20 protein-coding genes and 1 other annotated feature are annotated in these 22,793 nt (G+C 44.2%); of the genes, 16 read left to right on the forward strand and 4 right to left on the reverse strand.

Annotated elements, in window-relative coordinates:
* Positions 1-15 precede the first annotated feature (15 nt).
* Positions 16-1,296, reverse strand: a complete 1,281-nt coding sequence (locus MMY95_RS00965; RefSeq protein WP_104795824.1) for a replication-associated recombination protein A — start codon at positions 1,294-1,296, stop codon at positions 16-18.
* Positions 1,297-1,405: 109 nt separating this feature from the next.
* Between MMY95_RS00965 and gshAB the strand changes: the two genes are divergently transcribed.
* The 9 genes from gshAB to MMY95_RS01010 all read left to right on the forward strand — a co-directional run bounded on the left by gshAB (position 1,406) and on the right by MMY95_RS01010 (position 10,275).
* Complete coding sequence (gene gshAB / locus MMY95_RS00970; protein ID WP_241277457.1) at positions 1,406-3,661, forward strand: bifunctional glutamate--cysteine ligase GshA/glutathione synthetase GshB; 2,256 nt, start codon at positions 1,406-1,408, stop codon at positions 3,659-3,661.
* A 240-nt stretch (positions 3,662-3,901) separates the two neighbouring features.
* Entirely contained in the window at positions 3,902-4,906 is a 1,005-nt protein-coding gene (locus MMY95_RS00975; protein WP_003641465.1) for a LacI family DNA-binding transcriptional regulator, read from the forward strand.
* A gap of 55 nt (positions 4,907-4,961) precedes the next feature.
* Positions 4,962-5,429: a PTS sugar transporter subunit IIB gene (locus MMY95_RS00980; protein ID WP_003644648.1), complete on the forward strand. Its 468-nt coding sequence runs from the start codon at positions 4,962-4,964 to the stop codon at positions 5,427-5,429.
* A gap of 17 nt (positions 5,430-5,446) precedes the next feature.
* Complete coding sequence (locus MMY95_RS00985; protein ID WP_003641467.1) at positions 5,447-6,244, forward strand: PTS sugar transporter subunit IIC; 798 nt, start codon at positions 5,447-5,449, stop codon at positions 6,242-6,244.
* Positions 6,234-7,049: a PTS system mannose/fructose/sorbose family transporter subunit IID gene (locus MMY95_RS00990; protein ID WP_003644647.1), complete on the forward strand. Its 816-nt coding sequence runs from the start codon at positions 6,234-6,236 to the stop codon at positions 7,047-7,049. The genes MMY95_RS00985 and MMY95_RS00990 overlap by 11 nt, the downstream gene beginning before the upstream one ends.
* Positions 7,050-7,065: 16 nt before the next feature.
* Complete coding sequence (locus MMY95_RS00995; protein ID WP_003641469.1) at positions 7,066-7,482, forward strand: PTS N-acetylglucosamine transporter subunit IIBC; 417 nt, start codon at positions 7,066-7,068, stop codon at positions 7,480-7,482.
* Entirely contained in the window at positions 7,475-9,169 is a 1,695-nt protein-coding gene (locus MMY95_RS01000; protein WP_027821948.1) for an alpha-glucosidase, read from the forward strand. The genes MMY95_RS00995 and MMY95_RS01000 overlap by 8 nt, the downstream gene beginning before the upstream one ends.
* Positions 9,170-9,370: 201 nt before the next feature.
* Positions 9,371-9,649, forward strand: coding sequence for an autorepressor SdpR family transcription factor (locus MMY95_RS01005; protein ID WP_011101717.1), 279 nt, complete (start codon positions 9,371-9,373; stop codon positions 9,647-9,649).
* Positions 9,649-10,275 carry a DUF1648 domain-containing protein gene (locus MMY95_RS01010; protein ID WP_013355713.1) on the forward strand — a complete coding sequence of 209 codons (627 nt, stop codon included), beginning with the start codon at positions 9,649-9,651 and terminating at the stop codon, positions 10,273-10,275. Before MMY95_RS01005 ends, MMY95_RS01010 begins: the two co-directional genes overlap by 1 nt.
* A gap of 55 nt (positions 10,276-10,330) precedes the next feature.
* Here the strand turns inward: MMY95_RS01010 and MMY95_RS01015 are convergent, their stop codons facing one another.
* Positions 10,331-10,795 carry a YueI family protein gene (locus tag MMY95_RS01015; RefSeq protein WP_021356883.1) on the reverse strand — a complete coding sequence of 155 codons (465 nt, stop codon included), beginning with the start codon at positions 10,793-10,795 and terminating at the stop codon, positions 10,331-10,333.
* A gap of 133 nt (positions 10,796-10,928) precedes the next feature.
* Between MMY95_RS01015 and MMY95_RS01020 the strand changes: the two genes are divergently transcribed.
* On the forward strand, positions 10,929-11,555 hold the full coding sequence (locus MMY95_RS01020; protein ID WP_003641474.1) for a DUF1054 domain-containing protein: 627 nt from the start codon (positions 10,929-10,931) through the stop codon (positions 11,553-11,555).
* Positions 11,556-11,613: 58 nt separating this feature from the next.
* On the opposite strand, the gene rpsD is transcribed toward MMY95_RS01020, so the two are convergent.
* Together rpsD and MMY95_RS01030 are read right to left on the reverse strand one after the other, a co-directional pair.
* A complete protein-coding gene (gene rpsD / locus MMY95_RS01025; RefSeq protein WP_003641475.1) occupies positions 11,614-12,222 on the reverse strand; it encodes a 30S ribosomal protein S4 in 609 nt (202 codons plus the stop codon).
* A gap of 201 nt (positions 12,223-12,423) precedes the next feature.
* Positions 12,424-12,885, reverse strand: coding sequence for a GAF domain-containing protein (locus tag MMY95_RS01030; RefSeq protein WP_003641476.1), 462 nt, complete (start codon positions 12,883-12,885; stop codon positions 12,424-12,426).
* 171 nt (positions 12,886-13,056) lie between these two features.
* Between MMY95_RS01030 and ezrA the strand changes: the two genes are divergently transcribed.
* From ezrA to MMY95_RS01060, 6 genes are all read left to right on the forward strand, one after another.
* Entirely contained in the window at positions 13,057-14,778 is a 1,722-nt protein-coding gene (gene ezrA, locus MMY95_RS01035; protein ID WP_003641477.1) for a septation ring formation regulator EzrA, read from the forward strand.
* 311 nt (positions 14,779-15,089) lie between these two features.
* Entirely contained in the window at positions 15,090-16,244 is a 1,155-nt protein-coding gene (locus MMY95_RS01040; protein WP_053267768.1) for a cysteine desulfurase family protein, read from the forward strand.
* Between the two features lie 17 nt (positions 16,245-16,261).
* On the forward strand, positions 16,262-17,479 hold the full coding sequence (gene thiI, locus MMY95_RS01045) for a tRNA uracil 4-sulfurtransferase ThiI (RefSeq protein ID WP_003641480.1): 1,218 nt from the start codon (positions 16,262-16,264) through the stop codon (positions 17,477-17,479).
* Positions 17,480-17,683: 204 nt separating this feature from the next.
* Positions 17,684-18,922: a glutamate--cysteine ligase gene (locus MMY95_RS01050; protein WP_241277458.1), complete on the forward strand. Its 1,239-nt coding sequence runs from the start codon at positions 17,684-17,686 to the stop codon at positions 18,920-18,922.
* A gap of 239 nt (positions 18,923-19,161) precedes the next feature.
* Positions 19,162-19,656, forward strand: a complete 495-nt coding sequence (gene tpx / locus MMY95_RS01055) for a thiol peroxidase (protein WP_003644643.1) — start codon at positions 19,162-19,164, stop codon at positions 19,654-19,656.
* A 37-nt stretch (positions 19,657-19,693) separates the two neighbouring features.
* Positions 19,694-19,930: a binding site (T-box leader), on the forward strand.
* A gap of 49 nt (positions 19,931-19,979) precedes the next feature.
* On the forward strand, positions 19,980-22,649 hold the full coding sequence (locus MMY95_RS01060) for a valine--tRNA ligase (protein ID WP_044431249.1): 2,670 nt from the start codon (positions 19,980-19,982) through the stop codon (positions 22,647-22,649).
* Positions 22,650-22,793 lie beyond the last annotated feature (144 nt).

A 22,793-nucleotide genomic window follows, 5' to 3' on the forward strand; every position in this document is an offset into this window, starting at 1 on the left:
ACAACCAAGGTATTGTTAGCGATTTCTCTCGTTAGCCTTTAATAATTTTTCGTATTGTTGCGCAAGGGCTGTTTCGTAGCGGCCATTTGTTTTGGGCTCGTAATACTTGGCTGATTTGATGGCATCTGGTAAATACTGTTGAGCGACCCAATCACCCGGGTGATCGTGTGGAAAATCGTATCCAACACCATGACCGAGTTTGGCAGCGCCTTGATAATGCGCATCCTTGATGTCGGCCGGGATATCACCGAAATGGCCGTCACGGACCGTTGTGAGCGCGGCATCAATGGCACTGATCCCTGAATTTGACTTTGGCGATAAGGCTAATTCAATCACAGCGTCAGCTAGCGGAATCCGTGCTTCAGGAAATCCCAATTGATCGGCAGCTTGAACAGCTGCGACGGTGTGGGCACACGCGGCTGGATTAGCTAATCCAATATCCTCATAGGCAATCACCATCAGCCGACGCATAATACTCTTTAAATCCCCCGCCTCAACTAGCCGGGCTAAGTAGTGTAATGCAGCGTTTACGTCGGAACCGCGTATGGACTTTTGAAAGGCCGAGATCACGTCGTAGTGGGCGTCACCATCTTTATCTGCGGATAAGGCTTTCTTTTGCAAGCATTCTTCAATCGTTTGTTGTGAAATGGCGATGGTGCCGTCATCGGCCGGAGACGATGATAATACGGCCAATTCTAACCCATTGAGGGCACTGCGCAAATCACCGTTGGTAGCGGTGCACAGGTGGTGCATGGCCGCGGGTGCTAAATCAACGTGGTAACTGCCAAGACCGTTTTTTTCGTCAGCGAGGGCTCGTTCCACCGCGTGCTGAATATCATCGTCAGTGAGCGGGAAAACTTGAAAGATCTGCGTTCGACTACGGATGGCTGGATTAATGCTAATATATGGATTTTCGGTCGTAGCACCAATCAAAATGATGCGGCCACTTTCTAAGTGAGGCAATAAAAAGTCTTGTTTAGTTTTATCCAACCGGTGGATTTCATCCAGCAGAAGAATGACCGTCCCGCTCATTTTGGCTTCTTCGGCTACGATTTGAAGTTGTTTTTTACTGTCGGTAGCTGCATTCAGCATGCGAAAAGCATACTTGGTGGAACCGGCAATGGCACTCGCGATACTAGTCTTGCCAGTACCTGGTGGGCCGTATAGAATCATTGATGATAGTCGTTTGGCTTTGACTATCCGGGCGATGATCTTGCCTGGGCCGACCAATTGTTGCTGGCCGACAACGTCTTTCAGCGTTTTTGGTCGCATCCGGTAGGCTAATGGTTGTTGCATCGTTTGAAATCCCTCCTTGCAAAACTAGTCCCAACTATTATAGCATTTACAATGAAGGACACCGAATAATCAGTTTAACGAACAAAATAATTATAAAGGATTGATCATTATGGAATTAGATGCCGTTGGTAAGGCAATTGTACAGTATCACTTAGTCCCACTCGTTCATCAGGCTAATTTAGGACTAGAGGTCACCATGCACCGGGTGGACGACCATGGTCACTTAGCGACGACAGCACACCCGCAAGCGTTTGGATCAGCGCAACAAAATCATCAGTTACGTCCGGGCTTTTCCGCAAGTGCTTTAAAGTTTACTACGCCGGTGCGTCGTGACATTCCTGCATTGATGGCGTATCTGAAGGGCTTGAATACCGCAGCACGGCGGTCACTCGATGCGGACGAACGACTTTGGCCACTGTCGAGTACGCCTGTGTTGCCGGATGATCTAACGAACGTGCCACTGGCTGATGTTGATCAAGTCAGCTATCAGCGTCGTCGCGTCTTAGCTCGTAAGTATGAGTTACAGCGATTAATGACGACTGGTAGTCACGTGAATATGAGCTTGAATGAAGCTTTATTCACCCGTTTATATACTGAGACTTTCCATCATCAGTATCACAGTTATGTTGACTTTCGCAATGCAATTTATCTGAAAGTCGCTCAGGGATTGGTGCGCATGAACTGGCTGATTCAGTATTTATTTGGCGCTTCACCACGCCTAGCCGTTACGGATACTACGAGTCGTCCACAGCGCAGTAGTGTTCAACATCCCGATGGTCGCTACAGTCAAGTGACGGGAGACTATACGTCAATTGATCGCTACGTGGCCAAGTTGACGGCGGCTGTTCGTCAACAGCAGCTGTTGTCGGTCAATGATTTTGACGGGCCAGTTCGGTTTCGGAGTAATGGGCAGCTAGCTACGATGGCCCGGCAGGGGGTCTATTATCTTGAATACCGGGGCTTGGATCTCGATCCAACTAGTCCAGTCGGGGTGGACGCGAACGCGGTGGCATTTGTTCGTTTGTTGGCGAGTTATTTCGTAATGATGCCGGCACTTCCAGCTAAGATGGTATCCCAAGTCAACGCTCAAGCTGACCAATTGACCCGTCAAGTTTTGGGTGAAAATCCAACGACGGCTAGTGCTCAGGCTGTACCGGCTGTTCAAGTTTTAGATGCACTTGCTGATTTTGTTAAAACCTATGGCCTACCAAATGAAGATGCCGTGTTACTCAAACAGTTGAAGACGCGGGTCACTGATCCAAAGACGACGTTGAGTGCGCAGATTGCCATGCAAGCCGATCCGTTAGCATGGGCACTCGAACGGGCTGCACGCTATCAGGAATCGAGCAATGAACGTCCGTTTGAACTTGCGGGCTTTACCGCGCTAGATCTATCGAGCCAGCAACTAGCCCAGCAGGCCTTGACGCGGGGAGTGCAGGTGGACGTTGTTGACCCACACGCTAACATTTTACGATTGACTAAGTTAGGACGGTCGCAATTAGTTGTGAATGGGAGTGGAACGGATTTAAATCCACAGGCGCTAACGACCGTACTGACACATAAAGCAGCGGCCAAACAAATTCTGGCTGAGCACGGGGTTCCGGTGCCGGCTTCACAGACATATCATACAGCTAATCAGTTGATTGCTGATTATGATCGGTACGTTCAAGCTGGTGGGATCGTATTAAAAGCGGCGGATGAGTCGCACAAAGTAATTGTCTTTCGGATTATGCCCGAACGCGGACTGTTTGAACAAGTCGTCCGGCAACTATTTGAGCAAACGTCCGCGGTAATGGCCGAGGAAGTGGTAGTCGCATCAAGTTATCGCTTTTTGGTTATCGATGGTCGTGTGCAAGCAATCGTCGAACGAATTCCAGCCAATATTGTTGGTGATGGTCGCTCAACAGTCAAGACGTTACTTGACCGCAAAAATGGTCGAGCGTTGCGCGGGACCGCTTTTAAGTGGCCTCAATCAGCGCTACAGTTAGGAACGATCGAACGGTATCGCCTGGACTCATATCACTTGACCTTAGATTCTGTGGTCAGCCGGGGAACTCAAATCTTATTACGAGAGGATGCGACTTTTGGTAACGGGGCGGACGTGTTAGACGCGACGGCTGATATGCATCAATCCTATGTGCAGGCGGTGGAAAAGCTGGTAGCAGACTTACACTTAGCGGTCGCTGGGGTCGACGTGATGATTCCCAATCTCTATGCCGAATTAGTGCCAGAGCATCCTGAAATGGCGGTATACTTGGGTATTCATGCGGCGCCGTACTTGTATCCGCACTTGTTCCCAATGTTTGGTACTGCCCAACCAGTGGCGGGGCAGTTGTTGGATGCATTGTTTAAAAATGAAGATTAAGTTGCGATTGATTTAAGCTGTAATCATACGGAATTATACCGAAAAAATGAGCTTGACAAGGTAATCTTGTTAAGCTCATTTTTTATCCCTGGAAAACGCATTTGGACATTCTTAGATAAAATTTACGTTTAAATAAATACAACAGAAAAACATGAAAACGATACCAAAAAATATTGACAATCAAAATATAAGCTTGTATTATGATGAATGAAGAAAGTAGTTCTATTAAGGAGTGCGTAAATGGCAACGATTTCAGACGTCGCAAAGTTAGCGGGTTTGTCAGTCTCAACAGTTTCACGGGTTATCAATAACAGTCCACACGTATCAAGTAAAAAGAGAAATCTTGTTAAAGCAGCAATGACCGAATTGGGTTACGTTCCACGGCCGGCCGCTCGGCAACTGCGCGGGTCTAAAACGAATACAATTGCGGTTACAATTCCACGAATCGTGAATCCGTTCTTTGCATATTTGGTAGATGCTATTGAACGGGTTTTAGATGAGCAAGGTTATAGTACGCTGATTGTTCAGACTTTTGGTCGACCAGAAGAAGAGGTGACAGCATTAAATTTATTGAAAAATCAACAAGTTGATGGTGTGATTCTTTGCTCAATTGAAAACTCATGGGCAGTTATTGGAGCATATCAAAAATATGGAAAGATTGTCCTAGTTAATGAGTATCTAAAAGAAAAAGATGTCCCCGTTATTCGTTCGAATCAATATAAGGGTTTTTATATGGCAACCAGTTTTTTATATGATCAAGGGTATCGTAAAATTGCCTATGCTACTGGCCGTAAGAATATCGTGATTACAGAACGTGGAGAGGATTTTGATTCGGACCGGTTTGCAGGTTTTCAAGATTCATTAAATGAGCATCAATTACGTTTCAATCGGCAGTGGTTATTCACTGGCGCTCATACTTTTGAAGATGGTCGTAAAATATTACAACAAATATTGACACTGAATGTACGACCCGATGTGTTGATTGCGGGGAGTGATGAAGTTGCCATGGGTGTTGTTCAAGAGGCAGAACGATGCAAAATTAATGTTCCTAGTGCCATTGGAGTATTGGGCGTGGACGACCAGCCAATGTCTGCGAATCTAAAAATCCCGTTATCAACTGTACAACAACCGGTTAAAAGAATGGGACAAGCAGCTGCCGAAGTCATGTTAAAACAGATCAGTGGCACAGAAACGTCTACTGAAACAGTATTTGAGCTAAAGGTTATTAAGAGAGCATCAGCCTAATGCTCTTTTTAAAATAAATAATTTGGTATCGATACCAAAAATGGAGGAATTAATTATGTCAGTAATTTTAGCACGGGTAGACCAACGTTTGATTCATGGATTAATTGTTAATCAATGGGCACAAGCATTACAAGTTAAACGGTTTATGGTGGTTGATGATGAATTAAGTACTAACGAGGCCATTAAAGCAAGTATGCGGATGTCTAAGCCAGCCGGAACTGGGATGTCTATTATCAATACGGAAAAAGCTATTACTAACTTCAACGCTGGTAAGTATGATAATCAACGGGTATTTGTTTTAGTAAAAGAACCCGCTACATTGATTAAGCTTATTGAAGGTGGCGTCGAAATTCCTAAAGTTGATCTTGGTATTCTATTTAATGAAAGCGGTCGCAAACCAGTTACGAAGTTTGTTGCCTTAGATGATGAGGAACGTCGTGATTTGCAAATATTGGAACAGAAAAATGTCCCTTTGGTAATCCAGTACGTGCCAACTGATCCAGAAGAACCTTTTAAAGCGTAGACGAGGAGGAACTAATAATGTCAGGTATTCAAATATTACAAGATATTCTTATTGTTTTGTTAGCAGGGTATATGACGATTGATCAGAACGGTCTTGTGATTATGTCTTGGTTCCCGGTAATTGTCGGAACGATTACTGGTTTGATTATGGGAGATTTACCCACTGCGTTAACTATTGCTGGGACATTTCAATTAATGATGTTAGGTGTCGCCGCTTTAGGTGGTGCGTCTGCGCCTAATTACGGATTGGCAACAATTGTCGGTATTTTTATTGCTGTACGAACTGGATCTGGGATTAAGTCAGCGATTGCTGTTGGGTTACCAGTTGGATTATTAGCAATCCAGTTAGAAGTCATTGCACGGATCATCGTCAATTTCTTAGCGCATAAGATGTTAGGTGATGTTCAAAAGCATGATTTTCAGAAAATGCGTCGTGAAGCCTGGTGGGGTCCGGCCTTGTTCAGTTTGCAAACTGCCTTACCTGCAATTCTAATTGTTTTCTGGGGCGCCGATGTTGTCAAATTTATTTTGAACGTTGTGCCTAGTTGGGTTACAAACGGACTAACTGTTGCTGGCGGTATGTTACCTGTAGTCGGAGTTGGCATGCTATTACGGTATATGCCAGTCAAAAAGTTCCTCAGTTACATTATTGTTGGCTTTGTGCTAGCGGCATATTTGAAGATTGATGTCTTGGGTGTTGCCTTAATTGGATTTGCTGCAGCTTATTGGTACTTCTTAAGCGAGTCCAAAAAGGTCAGTCAAGTAGCAACAAATGCCGGTGTGGTTGAAGATGAAGGGGACGATTATGATGAATAAGCAACCAACAACTAAGATTACGAAAAAAGATCGTCGGCGGGCCGCGGTACGCTATAATTTTATGGCTTGCAATATCTTTAATTATGAATCCCAAATGGGACCTGCGGTGGCTTGGGCACTGGCACCAGCCTTACGAAAAATTTATGATGATGACGATGAGTATCAAGAAGCATTAGAAAATCATTTTAATTATTATAATTCGACAACTGTAATGTCTTCGCTGATTTTGGGCGCTTCATTAGCCATGGAAGAGCGTGATGGTATTAAGGCTAAGACAGCAGTTCAATCATTGAAGACAAGTTTAATGGGACCGATGGCTGGTGTTGGTGATACGCTTGTCTGGGTATTGTGGCCGACAATTATGGGATCGATTTCAGGGTATATGGCCTTACAAGGAAACCCATTAGGTGCAATCGTTTGGTTGATTGCAAACATTGTTTTTTGGTTTGTGAAACTTAAAATGTTTGATATTGGCTTTACCAGTGGTACGAAGCTTATTACGTCATTGGGTGAACGACTAAATATTTTTACAGAATCTGCCTCAATTGTCGGACTAAGTGTTGTTGGCGCTCTGGTTGCAACGGTGGTTAAAATTTCAATGCCTGTTAAATTTGCGGTAGGTAAAGTAACGCTTAATCTTCAAACCGGAATTTTTGATAAAATCATGCCTGCATTGTTGCCGGCATTACTGACTTTATTAATTTATCATTTGTTAGGCAATAAGAAATGGACACCAACAAAAATAATCTTACTAGTTATTGCAATATCACTGGTAGGAACATTTTTAGGCATCTTTAAGGCATAGGGGAGAGTTGTGAATTATGAAACGTAAAATTATTTTAGCATCACATCATCAATTTGCTAGTGGGCTGGCTGACACCGTTAATTTTATTTCTAATAATGCAGCTGATATTGTTGCTTTAACGGCATACATGGATAACCAGCCAGTAGAACAACAAGTTAAATCATTAATGGCTAGTATTCCTGCAGAAGTGGAGATCGTTATTTTGACAGATATGCTGGCGGGCAGTGTAAATCAGCAATTTTTTAATTATCGAATGCGCCCCCACACACAAATTATTAGTGGCATGAATCTTCCGTTAGCGTTGGCCATTGCACTAGAACCGACTGATCACGAGTTAACAGATCAGCGGGTTTGCGATTTAATCACCCAGGCTCAAGAATCAATTGTTTCAGTTAATCAAATGAGTATAGAAATGGATGATGATGATGAATAAAACAGAGTGGTGGCGGAAGAGTGTTGTTTATCAAATCTATCCGAAAAGCTTTAATGACAGTAATGGCGATGGAATTGGCGATATAAGAGGTATCATTGAAAAGTTAGATTATTTGAAGCAACTTGGTGTGGACGTTATTTGGCTGAATCCTATCTATCAATCTCCACAAGTTGATAATGGTTATGATATTAGCAATTACCGAGAAATTGACCATCAGTTCGGAACGTTAGCGGACTTCACTGCATTACTAGATGCAGTACATCAGCGACATATGCGATTAATTTTGGATTTAGTCGTCAATCACACATCAAGTGAACATCCGTGGTTCAAGGCGGCTAAGCAAAGTACAAGCAATCAATATCATGATTATTACATTTGGAAAGATGGGAGTAAAGAACAGTTGCCTAACAACTGGGGTTCCTCATTTGGCGGCTCAGCTTGGGAATATGTTGATCAACTCGGTCAATACTATTTACATTTGTTTGCAAAGCAACAGCCTGATTTAAATTGGGAAAACCCTAAAGTACGTCAGGATGTATATGAAATTATGCGTTTTTGGTTGAACAAAGGCGTTGATGGTTTTCGGATGGATGTCATCAGTCTGTTGTCGAAAAAACCAACTTATCCGGATGGTCCGGTCATTCAAAATAAAGCGTATGGCAGTTATTATTATGGTGCAGCCAATGGGCCTAAAATCCATGATTATTTACGTGAGATGAATCAGCAAGTATTAAGTCATTATGACATTATGACTGTTGGCGAGACACCCCATACTAGTGTTGCTGAGGCTGAAAAATATACGGATGAACGACGTAAAGAATTAAACATGGTTTTCCACTTTGACCATATGCATTTAGATTATGATGAAAATGGTAAGTTTTCTACGAGACGCTTCAAATTATCCGCACTAAAACAAGTGTTTAATAAGTGGCAATTAGGCATGGCTGAACATCATGGCTGGAATAGCTTGTATTGGAGCAATCATGATCAAGCACGTCCGGTAACTCGGTTTGGTGTCGATGATACTGAGTACCGAGTTAAATCTGCGAAGCTGTTGGCGACTGTGTTACATTTTCAACAAGGAACACCGTTTATTTATCAAGGTGAAGAACTAGGAATGACAAATGCCAAGTTCACCTCAATTGATGACTATCAAGATATTGAAACACATAATATCTATCAAGACTTTATTAATCATAAACATCTCAGCAAAGAGTACACAATGAAGGCCATTTATTTGAAGTCACGGGATAATGCGCGGACCCCGATGCAGTGGACCAGCAAACATAATGCCGGTTTTACAACGGGAACGCCATGGCTTAGCGTCAATCCTAACTATACTAGAATTAATGTGGAACAAGCGTTAAAGGATAAAGACTCAATTTTCTATTATTATCAGCAACTGATCAAGTTGCGTCATTCTTTATCGATTGTGACAACGGGCGACTTTGAGTTGCTTGATCCCGACAATGAACAAGTATTTTCATACTTAAGACGAGATCAGAAGCAGATACTATTAGTCGCCGGGAATTTTACCGAAAAACCAAAAAAAATTGTTTTGCCAACAGAACTGCAGAATAGACCATGTGAGAAGATCATTAGTAATGATCAAAACATTGCAGAAGAGACTAACAGTGTTGTTTTACCAGCATATGGTGCTGTTGCTTATTTGTTCAGTATTGATTAAATTTAACAGAGGCTAACAGTGCAACAATCGAGTTGTCCAGTGTTAGCCTTTTATTTTATATAAAGGATTATAGTCAATACACGGTGTCGTGATTGAAAACACCTATTTCGAATTTTATCTAAATATCTCTTGTTGAATTCCTGGTTGTCTGTTATACTCTATTTAGATATATATCTAAATAGGTGATTGGAGGTAGCCCGTATGGCGTTGAATACGACCTTTAAAGCAATTGCAGATCCTGTCAGACGCCAGATTTTGGAAGATTTACGCCAGAATCGGCAATCGGCTGGTGAGATTGCGGCTCATTTCAAGTTAAGTAATGCAACGGTGTCTTATCATCTCAAGCTTTTGAAGCAAGCTGGTTTAGTTAACGTGACCAAGGAAAAAAATTATGTGTACTATGAGCTAAATGCGAGCGTATTTGAGGAAATGTTGACGTGGCTATATCGTTTTAGTCCAAAGCAGGGGGATGAAAAGTGATGACAAAAAGGAACTTGCAGTTGTGGCTGAGCTATATTGTTATTCTGTTACCAATGAGCTACGGCGTCGTGAATTATGCGGCCTTGCCCGCCAAAATGGCTATTCATTTTAATTTGGATAATCAACCTAATGGAATGGCCGCAAAATTATTAGTGGTCGTTGGCTTTCCAATTATGATGATGGCGTTTCAGCTGATTTGCGTTGGGGTGACACGGTTGAATGCCAATCATAAGGCACCGGCGCCACGGTTTGAACAGATGATCATTTGGATCGTGCCTGTACTATCAAGTGTGATCTATGCGACAACTATCAGTTATAACTTAGGCCATCAATTGGATATTTGGCGTATTGCCGTTAGTTTGATTGCCTTTATTTTCATGGCCATCGGGAATTATTTGCCAACAATCAGTGCAAATCAATACGCGCAGATGCACCGAGGTGGTCACACGATTCGGCCAATGATTTGGCGGCGTGTTCGTTATTGGTTGGGCTATACGCTAGTTGGTGGTGGGATATTGTTACTACTGAGTATCGTCACAACAGCATGGGTTTCAGTCAGCCTCATGGGGATCATTGTTGCGGCCTTAGTTATCATGAGTCTTTATGGCACTCTAGCGCGTAATTAACGCAGTCAAACGTAAAAAGGTCCTCATCCGTGCGTGGATGGGGACCTTTGTTGTATTAAAGTAACTTTTTGAATTTATCTAGCAACCCAGGTGTTTTCTCGGCCTGGGGTGTTGCTGATGAAGCCTGCGAGGGATAACGCTGCGCAACATCAATAATATCTTGGTTAATGGCGCTTGCAGCAGTGAAGACAAGCGCGTAATCATCATCAGCAGTATGGTAGATGTCATCCGTTTTGATAGTGAATTTGATATTGGCTTGACTAGCCGCCTTGATATACGGCCCAATCAGTTCCTGGTCTAAATTACCATTAATATATAATTGGTCATCCGGATGGCTCGTAAATGCTTGATGAAGTGAGTCGACGTAATTGGCCTGTTTAATTTGGGCAACGGTCACTGCGACTTCGACGCGTTCCCGAAAGGTCCCCAGGTACTTGCGTTGTTCGTCGGGATGCAACTTTGGCGTCCCGTGCATGGCCGTTTCGATGCGGTCAACTGGTTGTTTATCTGTTTCAGCCATTGTCTAACATCCTTTCCTTGATAGTAATTATCATTGTAGCATGTTCCTCCAATAATAGCGAAGGGAAAGGGGGTAGCGTTGCGTTAGTGAATGCGGTATGGTTAATCTAAATTAGTTTTGGGGATGATAAAACTTGTTTACAAATCAAGATTTTGAAATTTTTAATGACCAGACGTTAGCGGGCCGCATGCATTTAATCAAAACGGTGATCGATCCTAAGTTCGAACAGGTCGCACCAACGATTATAGCGAGTTTACAAACACCTAGCGAGCCACCGTTCTACGCGCACGTTGCCAAACATTTACGGCGATTTAAGAATCCACCGGTAGACACTTGGGTCGCTTTTAGTCAAAACAAACGGAGCTACAAAGCCTGGCCACATTTTGAATTGGGGCTATGGCCTGACCGTTTGTTTATCTATTTTGATATTTTGGATGAGTGTAAACCGGCCGTGCAGGCAAAGATGCAACTCGCAGATTTAACACCACTTTTGAAGGCCTTGCCGGCGGGCTATGTTATCAGTAATAATCATGGGGTGCCGGCCACGCAACTTGCAACACCGGCCAATATTACGCAGGCCATCAAGAAATTCGATCAGTATAAACACAGCGAGTTGGTCGTGGGCCGCGCAGTCTTGGTCGGTGATCCGTTATTTGAAGATGCTGATACGTTGAATAAATTGATCATCACAACATTCAAACAATTATTGTCGATTTATCAACCGGTCATGGCGGCTGTGAGTGCTGAGCGTCAGGTCTGAAATTAACAGAACATACAAAAAAACCGCCGCAAACGCGACGGTTTTTAAATACCGGAAATTAAAGTTTGTTGTAGTATTCAACGATTAATGATTCGTCGATATCTGCTTCAAGTTCTTCACGTTCTGGTAAACGAGTTAATGAGCCTTCAAGCTTATCAGCATCGAATTGAACGAAGTTAGGGCGTGCAACAACGGCTTCAACAGCACCAGTGATAACAGCCAACTTCTTGGACTTTTCACGAACTGAGACAACTTGGCCGACACTAACTTCGTATGAAGGGATGTCAACACGCTTGCCATCAACAGTGATGTGACCATGGTTTACTAATTGACGAGCTTGGCGACGAGTTGTTGCTAAGCCTAAACGGTAAACCATGTTATCCAAACGACGTTCGAGTAAGATCATGAAGTTAACACCATGCTTACCTTCGCGAATCTTACCAGCTTTGATGAATAAGTTAGCGAATTGACGTTCAGTTAAACCGTACATCATCCGTAACTTTTGCTTTTCACGTAATTGTGTACCGTATTCAGAAAGCTTACCGCGACGACCTTGGCCATGATCACCAGGTGCGTAAGGACGACGAGCTAATTCTTTACCAGTACCTGAAAGGGACATTCCCAAACGACGGGAAATTTTCCAACTTGGACCTGTATAACGAGACATAAAATGTTTCCTCCAATAATTTTAGTTGGAGTAAAATAATCCGATGTAAGTTCGATATTCGTTCAGATTGGACTGCAGGTTTCACCATTGCAGCCGCAGGTTACTAACTGACCAAAATATTGGCACCAATCTGTTGACGAGCTTACCCACTCACTGCTGCATTATTTTACACAAAGAGTAGCATAACACGTTTAATGCTGATTAGTCAATGTGTGACGTCAGAATCGCCACAAATTCGGTCAATTCAGCTTCGTTATCAGCATTGAATCGGTCTAATGATGGAGAGTCGACGTCGAGTACGCCGATTTGGTGGCCGTCCTTGGTGATTGGGACCACGATCTCAGAGTTGCTGGCGCTGTCACAAGCGATGTGGCCGGGGAATTGATGGACATCGGCTACCCGTTGGTTCGTTTGCGTTTCAAAAGCAGTTCCGACGACACCAGCCCCAACTTTGATGTGCATGCAAGCGACTTTGCCTTGGAAGGGACCTAAGTCGAGCTCGCCAGTTTGTTCGTTAAATAAGTAAAAGCCGGCCCAGTTAAGGTTGTCATAAGTACTGTTGAGGAGGGCACTAGCATTAGCTAAGTTCGCGACCAGGTTAGTTTCTTGAAACAGTAGGGCGTCGAGTTGTTGGTTCATAAGTGATGTTTCCGTGGTAGCCATGTAAAAAATCCTCCTTGAATGTTAACAAATTGTTACTGTCCGTTAGTTACGTCTATGTTATAATTTAAGATAGATTTTAATTGGATTTTCAGAAAAAAGCAAGGTTACGGTTCTCAACAGGGTGAGGCGCAACGCAATTAAAACGGAATAAATAATGTAAGGGGTATTCGTATGCAAGTAGCAATCGGCATTGTTGTGGTTGCGATTGTCATCTACGCGGCGGTCAAAGGCTTTCAATTTTATATCGACAAGCAAGTCCGTCAATTGACGGAACGGCAACAGGCGCTAGTCAAGCAATCGCAGACCACAGATTTCGAAAAAATTGAACAACTCGGACTAACGGGCGGATCGTTAGCGAAGTTGGAAGCGTTGCAGAGCGCTGGTCAAGAAGTTGATAATGATCAGTTACCCGCCGTTAGTGAGCAATTAACGGCCATTACTTCGCAGGCGCGGGGCATCAGATTTCTCGATGCTCAGCAGAATCTGAAGAAGGTTGCGGCCACATTAGATACGATTGAACAACGACAGGCAGAAATTCGTCAGGGCTTGCAGGCCTTAGATGACGCGGATGCCGCGCACCGCCAAGCAGTGGCTAGTTTAGAGAAGAAGTACCAAAACATACGGAAGACGTTATTATCGCAAAACTTTTCATTTGGTCCGAGCATCGACAAATTGGAGGATCAGTTAGCTAACTTAGAAAGTGATTTTGATCATTTTTCCGAATTAGCCAAGGCTGGCGATCATGACGCGGCTGAAAAGGTTTTGGATCAGTTACATCACGATACTGGCACTCTTGAAATGGATATTGATCGGATTCCACCGATTTATAAGGACCTAGTGAGTGGGTTTCCTGATCAGTTAGCCGAACTGGCTAGTGGTTATCAACAATTAACGGCTCAACATTTTCACTTTGAGGTCGAATCGATTGAGCCAGAAATCAAAGCGTTACAGCAAGCAATCGACGATAATATTGCGTTACTTGGTGATTTGAAAGTTACGGATGCTGAAAACGGCAATCATGCGATTGAAAAGCGGATCGACCACTTATACGACGTGATGCAAGCAGAGATCGATGCTAAGGCCGTTGTTGATCAACAACAAGAAGAAATCAGTAAGTTCTTGACACATGCCATGAATCAGAATCACCGCTTACAAATTGAGTTGGATCGATTAGCACAAAGCTATACGTTGAATAATGGCGAAGTTGAACGGACGCGTGAATTGAACGAACAACTGAAGAATATCGAAGCTGTTTATCAGGCGGACGTCACAGCTATTACTAGTAAGCAAGCTGTCTTTAGTGAGATCGCAGCTCATTTTGCCGAACAAGATGAGCAGTTGAAAGGCATTGAAGAAGAACAAGTGGCAATTAACAAAGGTGTGGCGAGTTTGACCGCTGAAGAGTCCAAAGCCCACGAGACGTTGCAACGGTTCGATTTTGAAATCCACGCGATCAAACGCCAGGTTGAAAATTTGAACTTGCCTGGACTACCGAAAGACTATTTGGACTATTTCAAAGTAGTTGCCAAGGAAATCGAACGGCTTGACCATGATATTAATAAGCTCGTGATCAATATGGACGACATCACGAAACAGTTGATTGTTATTCAGGCGGACATGGCGACCTTAAAGGAAAAGACCAGTGATTTAACGGATGCTGCGGTTATGGCGGAACAGCTCTTACAATACGCTAACCGTTACAAGACGAATCATGAAGAGGTGCAAGAAGCCAGCGTGGAAGCACAACGGTTGTTTACCGAGACTCATGACTACGCGCGGAGTTTAGAAGTAATTGCAACAGCTGTGGATAAAGTTGATCCGGGGTCCTATAAACGGATTGAGGACAGTTACTATGCGAACAAACAAGCTGATAAGATGAACGATGAGGCCTGACGAGGATAGTTGGGACCGCCCATATGCAAAATTTTAGTTAACTGAAAATAACCAGCTGGTGGTGATTGTTAAATGACAACCGCCACCAGCTGGTTTTTAGTTGGCATCATGATGCAAGTAGTCGTGATGGTTCTGAGAAGGGTGACTAGGAACGGCCAACAAAAATGGTGTTTAGGACGCAATTGTCGTGTGATTAATCAGAAATTTGAAACAAAAACCCTTGTTTCACTAGTAATATTTGGTATAATTGCAAAGAATTCTTATCGAAAGTAAGTGCAATGCACACTTTCTTGGAAAGAGAAGGCGTAGTAATGATTTATTTTGACAATAGTGCGACGACGCAAGCTGCTCCTGCCGTACTGGAGACGTATACAACGGTTTCCCAAAAAATTTGGGGTAATCCGTCTAGTTTGCATAACTTTGGTGAAACGGCCTTTCATTTGTTGGAACAATCACGTCAACAAATTGCCGGCTTACTAGGTGTGCAAGCCCACGAAATTTTCTTCACGTCTGGTGGGACGGAAGGCGATAATTGGGTTTTGAAGGGTACAGCGATTGAAAAGCGGGCCTTTGGGAAGCATCTAATTACCACGGCGGTGGAACATCCTGCCATTCATAATTCGATGGAACAATTGAAGGAACTTGGTTATGAAGTGACTTACTTACCGGTCGATCAGGAAGGCCGTATCAACGTGGCGGACTTGAAAGCGGCAATTCGGCCTGACACGATTTTAGTGTCAACGATGGCAGTCAATAATGAAATCGGTACGATTCAGCCTTTACTTGAAGTGGCGGAACTACTGAAACAATATCCGAAAATTCATTTTCATATTGATGCAGTCCAAGGAATTGGTAAAGGAATCCAGAACATGATCATGAATGACCGGGTGGATTTTGTGACCTTTTCAGGGCACAAGTTTCATGCGACTCGCGGGGTTGGCTTTATTTACGCGCGCAATGGTCGTAAGTTAGCGCCATTAATGAATGGCGGCGGTCAGGAAAGTAACTGGCGTTCTGGAACTGAGAACTTACCAGCAATTGCCGGCATGGCGAAGGCCCTGCGATTGTTGCTCACGGATGAAGATGGTAAGGTAGCTCGTGAGCGAGCTATCAAACAGCGAATCTACGAGCACATTAAGTCGTTTCCTAAAGTGACGATTTTCAGTCAGCCAACGACGGGGTTCGCACCCCACATACTGTGTTTTACGATCAACGGTGTGCGGGGCGAGACCATTGTCCACGCGTTTGAAGATCAGGGCATTTATATCTCAACAACGAGTGCTTGCTCATCGAAGAAACACTTGGCCTCCAGTACTTTAATGGCGATGCACGTGCAAGAAAGCATTGCGACGAGTGCTGTGCGGGTCAGCCTCGATGAGAATAATACGCTGGCAGAAGCTGACCAGTTTATTAAAGTATTTGATCAACTTTATCAAAAATTCTCAAAAATTAATGCAGACGTATAACGGAAAGGAACTTGTTCATGCAGTACACTGAAATCATGGTACGTTATGGTGAACTATCGACCAAGGGTAAAAACCGGCGGAACTTTATCGATAGCTTAGGCCGTAACGTACGCAAAGCGTTGCACGACTTTCCAGAACTAAAGGTCCACGCGAACCGTGACCGGATGCACATCATGTTAAATGGTGAGGATGCCGATAAAGTCATGGGCCGTTTGAAGCTAGTTTTTGGAATTCAAAACTTTTCACCAAGTATTCGCGTCGATGCCGACATGGATGCCGTCTATGAAACGGCGATTGCAATGGTCAAAGCCCAGTTTAAACCGGGGATGACTTTTAAAATTTACACACGGCGCTCCGATCATCAGTTTGAATACGATACAAATCAAATCAATGACATGCTCGGTGGGCAAATCTTGGACCACGTTGACGGGATTCAAGTTAAGATGAAGAATCCGGACATTGTGTTACGTGTTGAAGTTCGGTTAAACGGTATCTTCTTATCATCAGAAACGATTCAGGGTGCCGGGGGATTACCGGTCGGCACCGCTGGCAAGGGAATGCTAATGCTTTCTGGTGGGATTGATTCACCAGTTGCCGGCTACCTTGGCATGAAGCGTGGTGTGGACATGGAAATGGTCCATTTCTTCAGTCCGCCATACACGAGTGAACAGGCGTTAGCAAAGGCCAAGCAGTTAGCGTCAACGCTAGCAAGTTACTCTGGTAGCGTGAAGTTTATTCAAATTCCATTCACTGAGATTCAAGAAGAAATCAAAGAAAAAGTGCCCGAAGGTTATCTTATGACCGTTCAACGGCGCCTAATGATGCGTTTGATGGACGCCATTACGCGTCAACGGCATGGTAAGGCGATTTTTAATGGTGAATCATTAGGGCAAGTGGCTTCACAAACGATGGACAGCATGATTGCCATCAATGATGTGACTACCTTGCCGGTTTTGCGCCCAGTGATTTCCATGGACAAGACGGAAATCATTAAGATTGCCGAAGATATCGATACCTATGACTTGTCGATCATGCCATTTGAAGATTGTTGTACGATTTTTGCGCCGCCAGCACCCAAGACGCATCCGAAGCTAGACCGTTCACGGTCCTACGAAGAACGGATTGATGTTGAAGGACTGATGGCACGCGCTTTGGCTGGTGTTAAAATGACTGAGATCAAGCCGGGTGAAAATTATTTGAATACACAAGAAGACGTTTTTGCTGAACTATTGTAGGTCAAAAACGGGTGATATTATTACCCTAAAAACGAGTACCCGGTAATACTGGGTACTCGTTTTTTTGATCTTTTGGATGATCAAGCAGGGACGCGCGGAAGCTCATTTCGTAATGGTAAGTCAGCTAAATAATAGGTCATAATCAGCGAACCAAGGTCGTGACTATGCTACGATAAATTTAGATTGAATCAGCGAGGTGAGTGGATGGAGTGGCAACAATTATTAATGGAAAATACGGCGTTGATCAATGCACAGGTTGTTCAGATTGGGCTGGAACGGGAAGGCCAGCGGGTAACGGTGACCGGTCATTTGGCGGATACGGCATTATCACCAACACTTATCAGCGAGTTGTCCGGCCTGCAACGGGACTTTGCGGAGACACAGTTGGAGTTAGTCACCCAACCGCAAGCAAGTGCGGTTGCTGCGTTGCACGCCTTAACGATGCTCACACAACAAGTCCGGCAAAGGCTTCTGCCTGAACTGATTTGGCCGCTAAGCATGCCGCCCACACTTCCACGAGAAGACCGGGATATTCCAATCGCTAAGTTGGATGCGGCCGCTGTCGCCTATCGACAAGGACTTGCTCACCGCTATGGCCGACGACGTCAAATGTTGTCAGGTGTTCACTGTAATGTGAGCTTGGCGGCTAGTCTGATGATGGGATTGTATCAGGCCCAGACATATAGTCGTGATTTCACCACCTTTCAAAATCGCTGTTACCTGCACATTGCGCAGAATTATTTGCACTATCGCTGGCTACTGACGTATCTTTATGGCTGCTCACCACGCTGCTGGCCACAGTCTGGTCTTACGCCACCAGCCCAGCCCGTTCGAAGCTTACGCAACAGTTCTAGCGGGTATACCAATCGGCCGGGTGTTACGGTCTCGTACGCGTCGTTAAATGACTATTGTCAAACACTGCAAGCGGCCGTTGATAATGGAAAATTAAGTGCGACCAAGGAATTTTACGGTCAGGTTCGGTTGCGTCATGCTGGTGGTCATTCACAACTATGTCAGGATGGGATTCAATACTTGGAATTACGTAACTTAGATCTGAACCCATGGGCCGGTGCGGGCATCGATCTGTCCCAACTGACCTGCTTAACGTGGTTCGTTTTACTGATGCTCTGGTTACCAGTGCCAGCTAGTACGGATAATTGGATTCAGGCGGGTCAGCGCGCCAACGAACAAGTTGCCATCGAAACCCCCATGCAAGTGACTCGACAGCTAACTGAAGGCGAACAACTAGCTGACGCGCTACAAACTATGGCTACCAGTTTACATCAACCACACGCGTTGCAAGTCGCCCAACATATTTTAACTAGTCTGCACGACCCGGCCAACACACTCGCTGCCCGCTGGGAACAACAAACAAACGATTCGCTCGAACGTGCAACCCAACTTGCACTCCAGCTGGCTACGACACCACATTTTAATGCTTGAATATACTGAAATCGGCGTACACACATGTTGGCACGTTAGGATGCGCATCGGCTGACGAACAGCAAACCAACTAATAAGCACGTTTAAACCATGACTAACGTCAAATAACGCGTCGCATGTCAAGAATGATAATTTTTGAGACGATTATTTGCGCGGAAACTGAAATTGCGTTAAATTTGAGCTATACTATTACTACCACAAATATTAGAAAACCATTAGTTATCGAAGGGGTGTTTTACGTGCAAGTATTATTTCATGATCAAGCGTTAGACTTAGTCGGTGAACCGTTACAAGATGGTGACCAGTTACCGAAGTTCAAAGTGTTCACTACCCATGATGAAAAGATTAAGACTAAGGACTTGCTAGGTAAGCCTGTCTTGTTAAGTGTGATGCCAGATATTGATACGCGAGTTTGTTCTATTCAAACAAAGAAGTTCAATCAACAGGCTGATAAGTACCCCCACGTTCAATTTTTAGCCATTTCCAATAACGCGGTTGCTGACCAAGCTGGTTGGTGCGCTAAGGAAGGCGTTAAGAACTTAACGGTGGCTTCCGATGAAGAACTATCCTTTGGTTACGCCACCAATCTATACTTGCCCAACAATGGGACGTTGACCCGGGCGATTTATGTCGCTGATGCGGCCGGTAAAATCGTTTATCATGAAATCGTGCCAGATGTTAGTCACGAGCCAAATTACGTTGCGGCACTGGATGCCTTAAAACAATTCGAATAAGGATTGACGGCACTCAGGAAATTCATTACAATAGTGACAACCAGCAATGAGCAAGAGAGTAGCGGTAAACAATGTCAACAGAGAGAGCGTGAACAGTGAAACACGCTTGGCGGTTTTAGCGTGAAGGTAGCTTGCGAGCTGCTATTCTGAACTGTTTTAGTAGGAATAGCCGGACGGGATACACCGTTCGTTAACAACGATGTTTAAGTTGTAAAGCGATCACTTGTGATGGCTTTAAAATTAGGTGGTACCGCGAAGTCCATTCGTCCTAGTCTAATAGGATGAGTGGACTTTTTTAGTGCCAAAAGAAAGGATGTGCCCCAATGTCAGAAGAACCAACTACTGATATGCCAACTAAGTATGATCCGACCGCCGTGGAAGCGGGTCGTTATCAGACTTGGTTAGACCAAGATTTATTTAAGCCTTCGGGCGACAAGAAAGCTAAACCCTATTCAATCGTGATTCCACCGCCAAATGTTACGGGTAAGCTGCATTTAGGCCACGCTTGGGATACCACGTTACAAGATATTATTATTCGTCAGAAACGAATGCAAGGTTTTGATACTTTATGGTTACCAGGAATGGATCATGCCGGCATTGCCACGCAGGCAAAGGTTGAGGCCAAACTGCGCGAACAAGGGATCAGCCGTTACGATCTTGGTCGTGAGAAGTTTATCCAACAAGTTTGGGATTGGAAAGACGAATACGCGTCGATTATCAAACAACAGTGGGCTAAGATGGGACTGTCATTGGATTATTCTCGTGAACGGTTCACCATGGATGATGGTCTGTCAGATGCGGTTAAGAAAGTCTTCGTTGATCTTTACAACAAGGGCTTGATTTATCGTGGTGAATACATCATCAACTGGGATCCTCAAGCACGGACGGCTTTGTCTGATATCGAAGTGATTCATAAGGATGACAAGGGTGCGTTCTACCACGTCAAGTACCCATTTGCTGACAAAGACTATACTTTCAATGGTAAGCATTACATTGAAATTGCTACGACTCGTCCTGAAACCATGATGGGCGATACCGCCGTTGCGGTTAATCCGAGTGATGACCGTTACAAGGAATTGGTTGGCAAAAAAGTCATCTTGCCATTAGCAGAACGTGAAATTCCAATTATCGCCGATGCGTACGTTGACCCTGAGTTTGGAACTGGAATGGTGAAAATCACGCCTGCTCATGACCCGAATGACTTTAAGGTCGGCAACCGGCATGATTTGAAACGGATTAACACCATGAATGATGATGCTTCAATGAACGCCAATGCGGGTAAATACGAAGGTATGGACCGTTTTGAAGCACGTAAAGCGATGGTCAAGGATCTTGAAGATCAAGATTTGATGATTAAAATTGACCCAATTGTGCATAGCGTGGGGCATTCTGAACGGACTGGCGTTCAGGTTGAAGCGCGGCTCTCAACTCAGTGGTTTGTTAAGATGAAGCCACTAGCTGAGCAAGCGTTGAAGAATCAAAAGACTGATAATAAAGTAGAATTTGTGCCTGATCGGTTTGAAGACACATTCAATCAATGGATGGAGAACGTCCACGATTGGGTTATCTCACGCCAACTCTGGTGGGGACATCGGATTCCAGCTTGGTATAACAAGACGACCGGCGAAACGTATGTCGGTGTTGATGGACCAAAAGATCCAGAAAACTGGGAACAGGATCCAGACGTGTTGGACACTTGGTTCTCAAGTGCACTTTGGCCATTTTCAACGATGGGCTGGCCAAACACTGATGCGGAAGACTTTAAGCGCTACTTCCCAACGGATACGCTGGTTACCGGCTACGACATTATCTTCTTCTGGGTATCACGGATGATGTTCCAGAGTTTGGAATTTACTGGCAAACGGCCATTCAAACACGTGCTTTTACACGGTTTAATTCGTGATGAACAAGGTCGCAAAATGAGCAAATCACTCGGTAACGGGATCGATCCAATGGATGTGATTGAAAAGTACGGGGCCGATGCATTACGGTGGTTCTTATCTAACGGGTCGACGGCTGGCCAAGATGTGCGGTTCAGCTATACGAAGATGGATGCTGCATGGAACTTTATTAACAAGATTTGGAACGCCAGCCGTTACGTTATCATGAACCTGGGTACCATGGACAAACCGGAATTACCAGCTGCAAGTGACTGGACGTTAGCAGATAAGTGGATCTTGAGTCGTTTGAACGCGACGGTCAAACAAGTGACGACTACCTTTGATAAGTTTGACTTTGGTGAAGCTGGTCGAGCCTTGTACAACTTTATCTGGAATGACTTCTGTGACTGGTATATCGAAATGAGTAAGGAAGTCTTGACCGGTGATGACGCTCAAGCCAAGGCCAATACCCAAAACGTGTTAGCCTATGTCTTGGATCAAATCTTACGGTTATTGCACCCAATCATGCCATTTGTGACCGAAAAGATTTGGTTATCAATGCCACACGTTGGTGAATCCTTAGTAGTCGCTGCTTATCCTGTTGACCATCCTGAATTTGATGACGAAACGGCGGAAAGTGATATGGCCTCACTTATTGAATTGATTACGGCCGTTCGGAGCATTCGAGCAGAAGCTAATGCGAAGATGTCATCAGCCGTGGATCTATTAATTAAGACGGACAACACTCGGTTACAAGCTGTTTTCAAAGCTAATGAAGATTATATTCAACGGTTTGCACATCCGAAGACACTGTCAATTGGCGCCGACGTGGTTGCACCGAAGTTAGCCATGACACAAGTGATTAGTGATGCGGAAGTTTACATTCCGTTAGCTGAACTTGTTGACCTCGATGAAGAAGTCAAAAAACTTGAAAAAGAACAAGCCAAGTTTGAAAGCGAAGTCGCACGGGCGACGAAGAAGTTAGGTAACGAACGCTTTGTTGCCAATGCCCCTGAAGACGTCGTTAATAGTGAAAAAGAGAAGTTAGCGGACAATCAGACAAAACTAGCCGCCTTAAAGCAACGTTTAGTTGATATTAAGGCTGAAGCTTAATTTGCGATAATAGTTAACTGAAATGTGTGTTACTGGTAAAATGGTAATCGTCCCGTTTTGGGATGGTTACCATTTTATTATTAAAACGTAAAATATAAGGGCTCATTAGCTAGAAGTATGGTGAGCAAACGGCCAAATGATGAT

Source organism: Lactiplantibacillus sp. ME-2, assembly GCF_022549155.1.
In the GTDB taxonomy this organism is placed as follows: domain Bacteria; phylum Bacillota; class Bacilli; order Lactobacillales; family Lactobacillaceae; genus Lactiplantibacillus; species Lactiplantibacillus plantarum.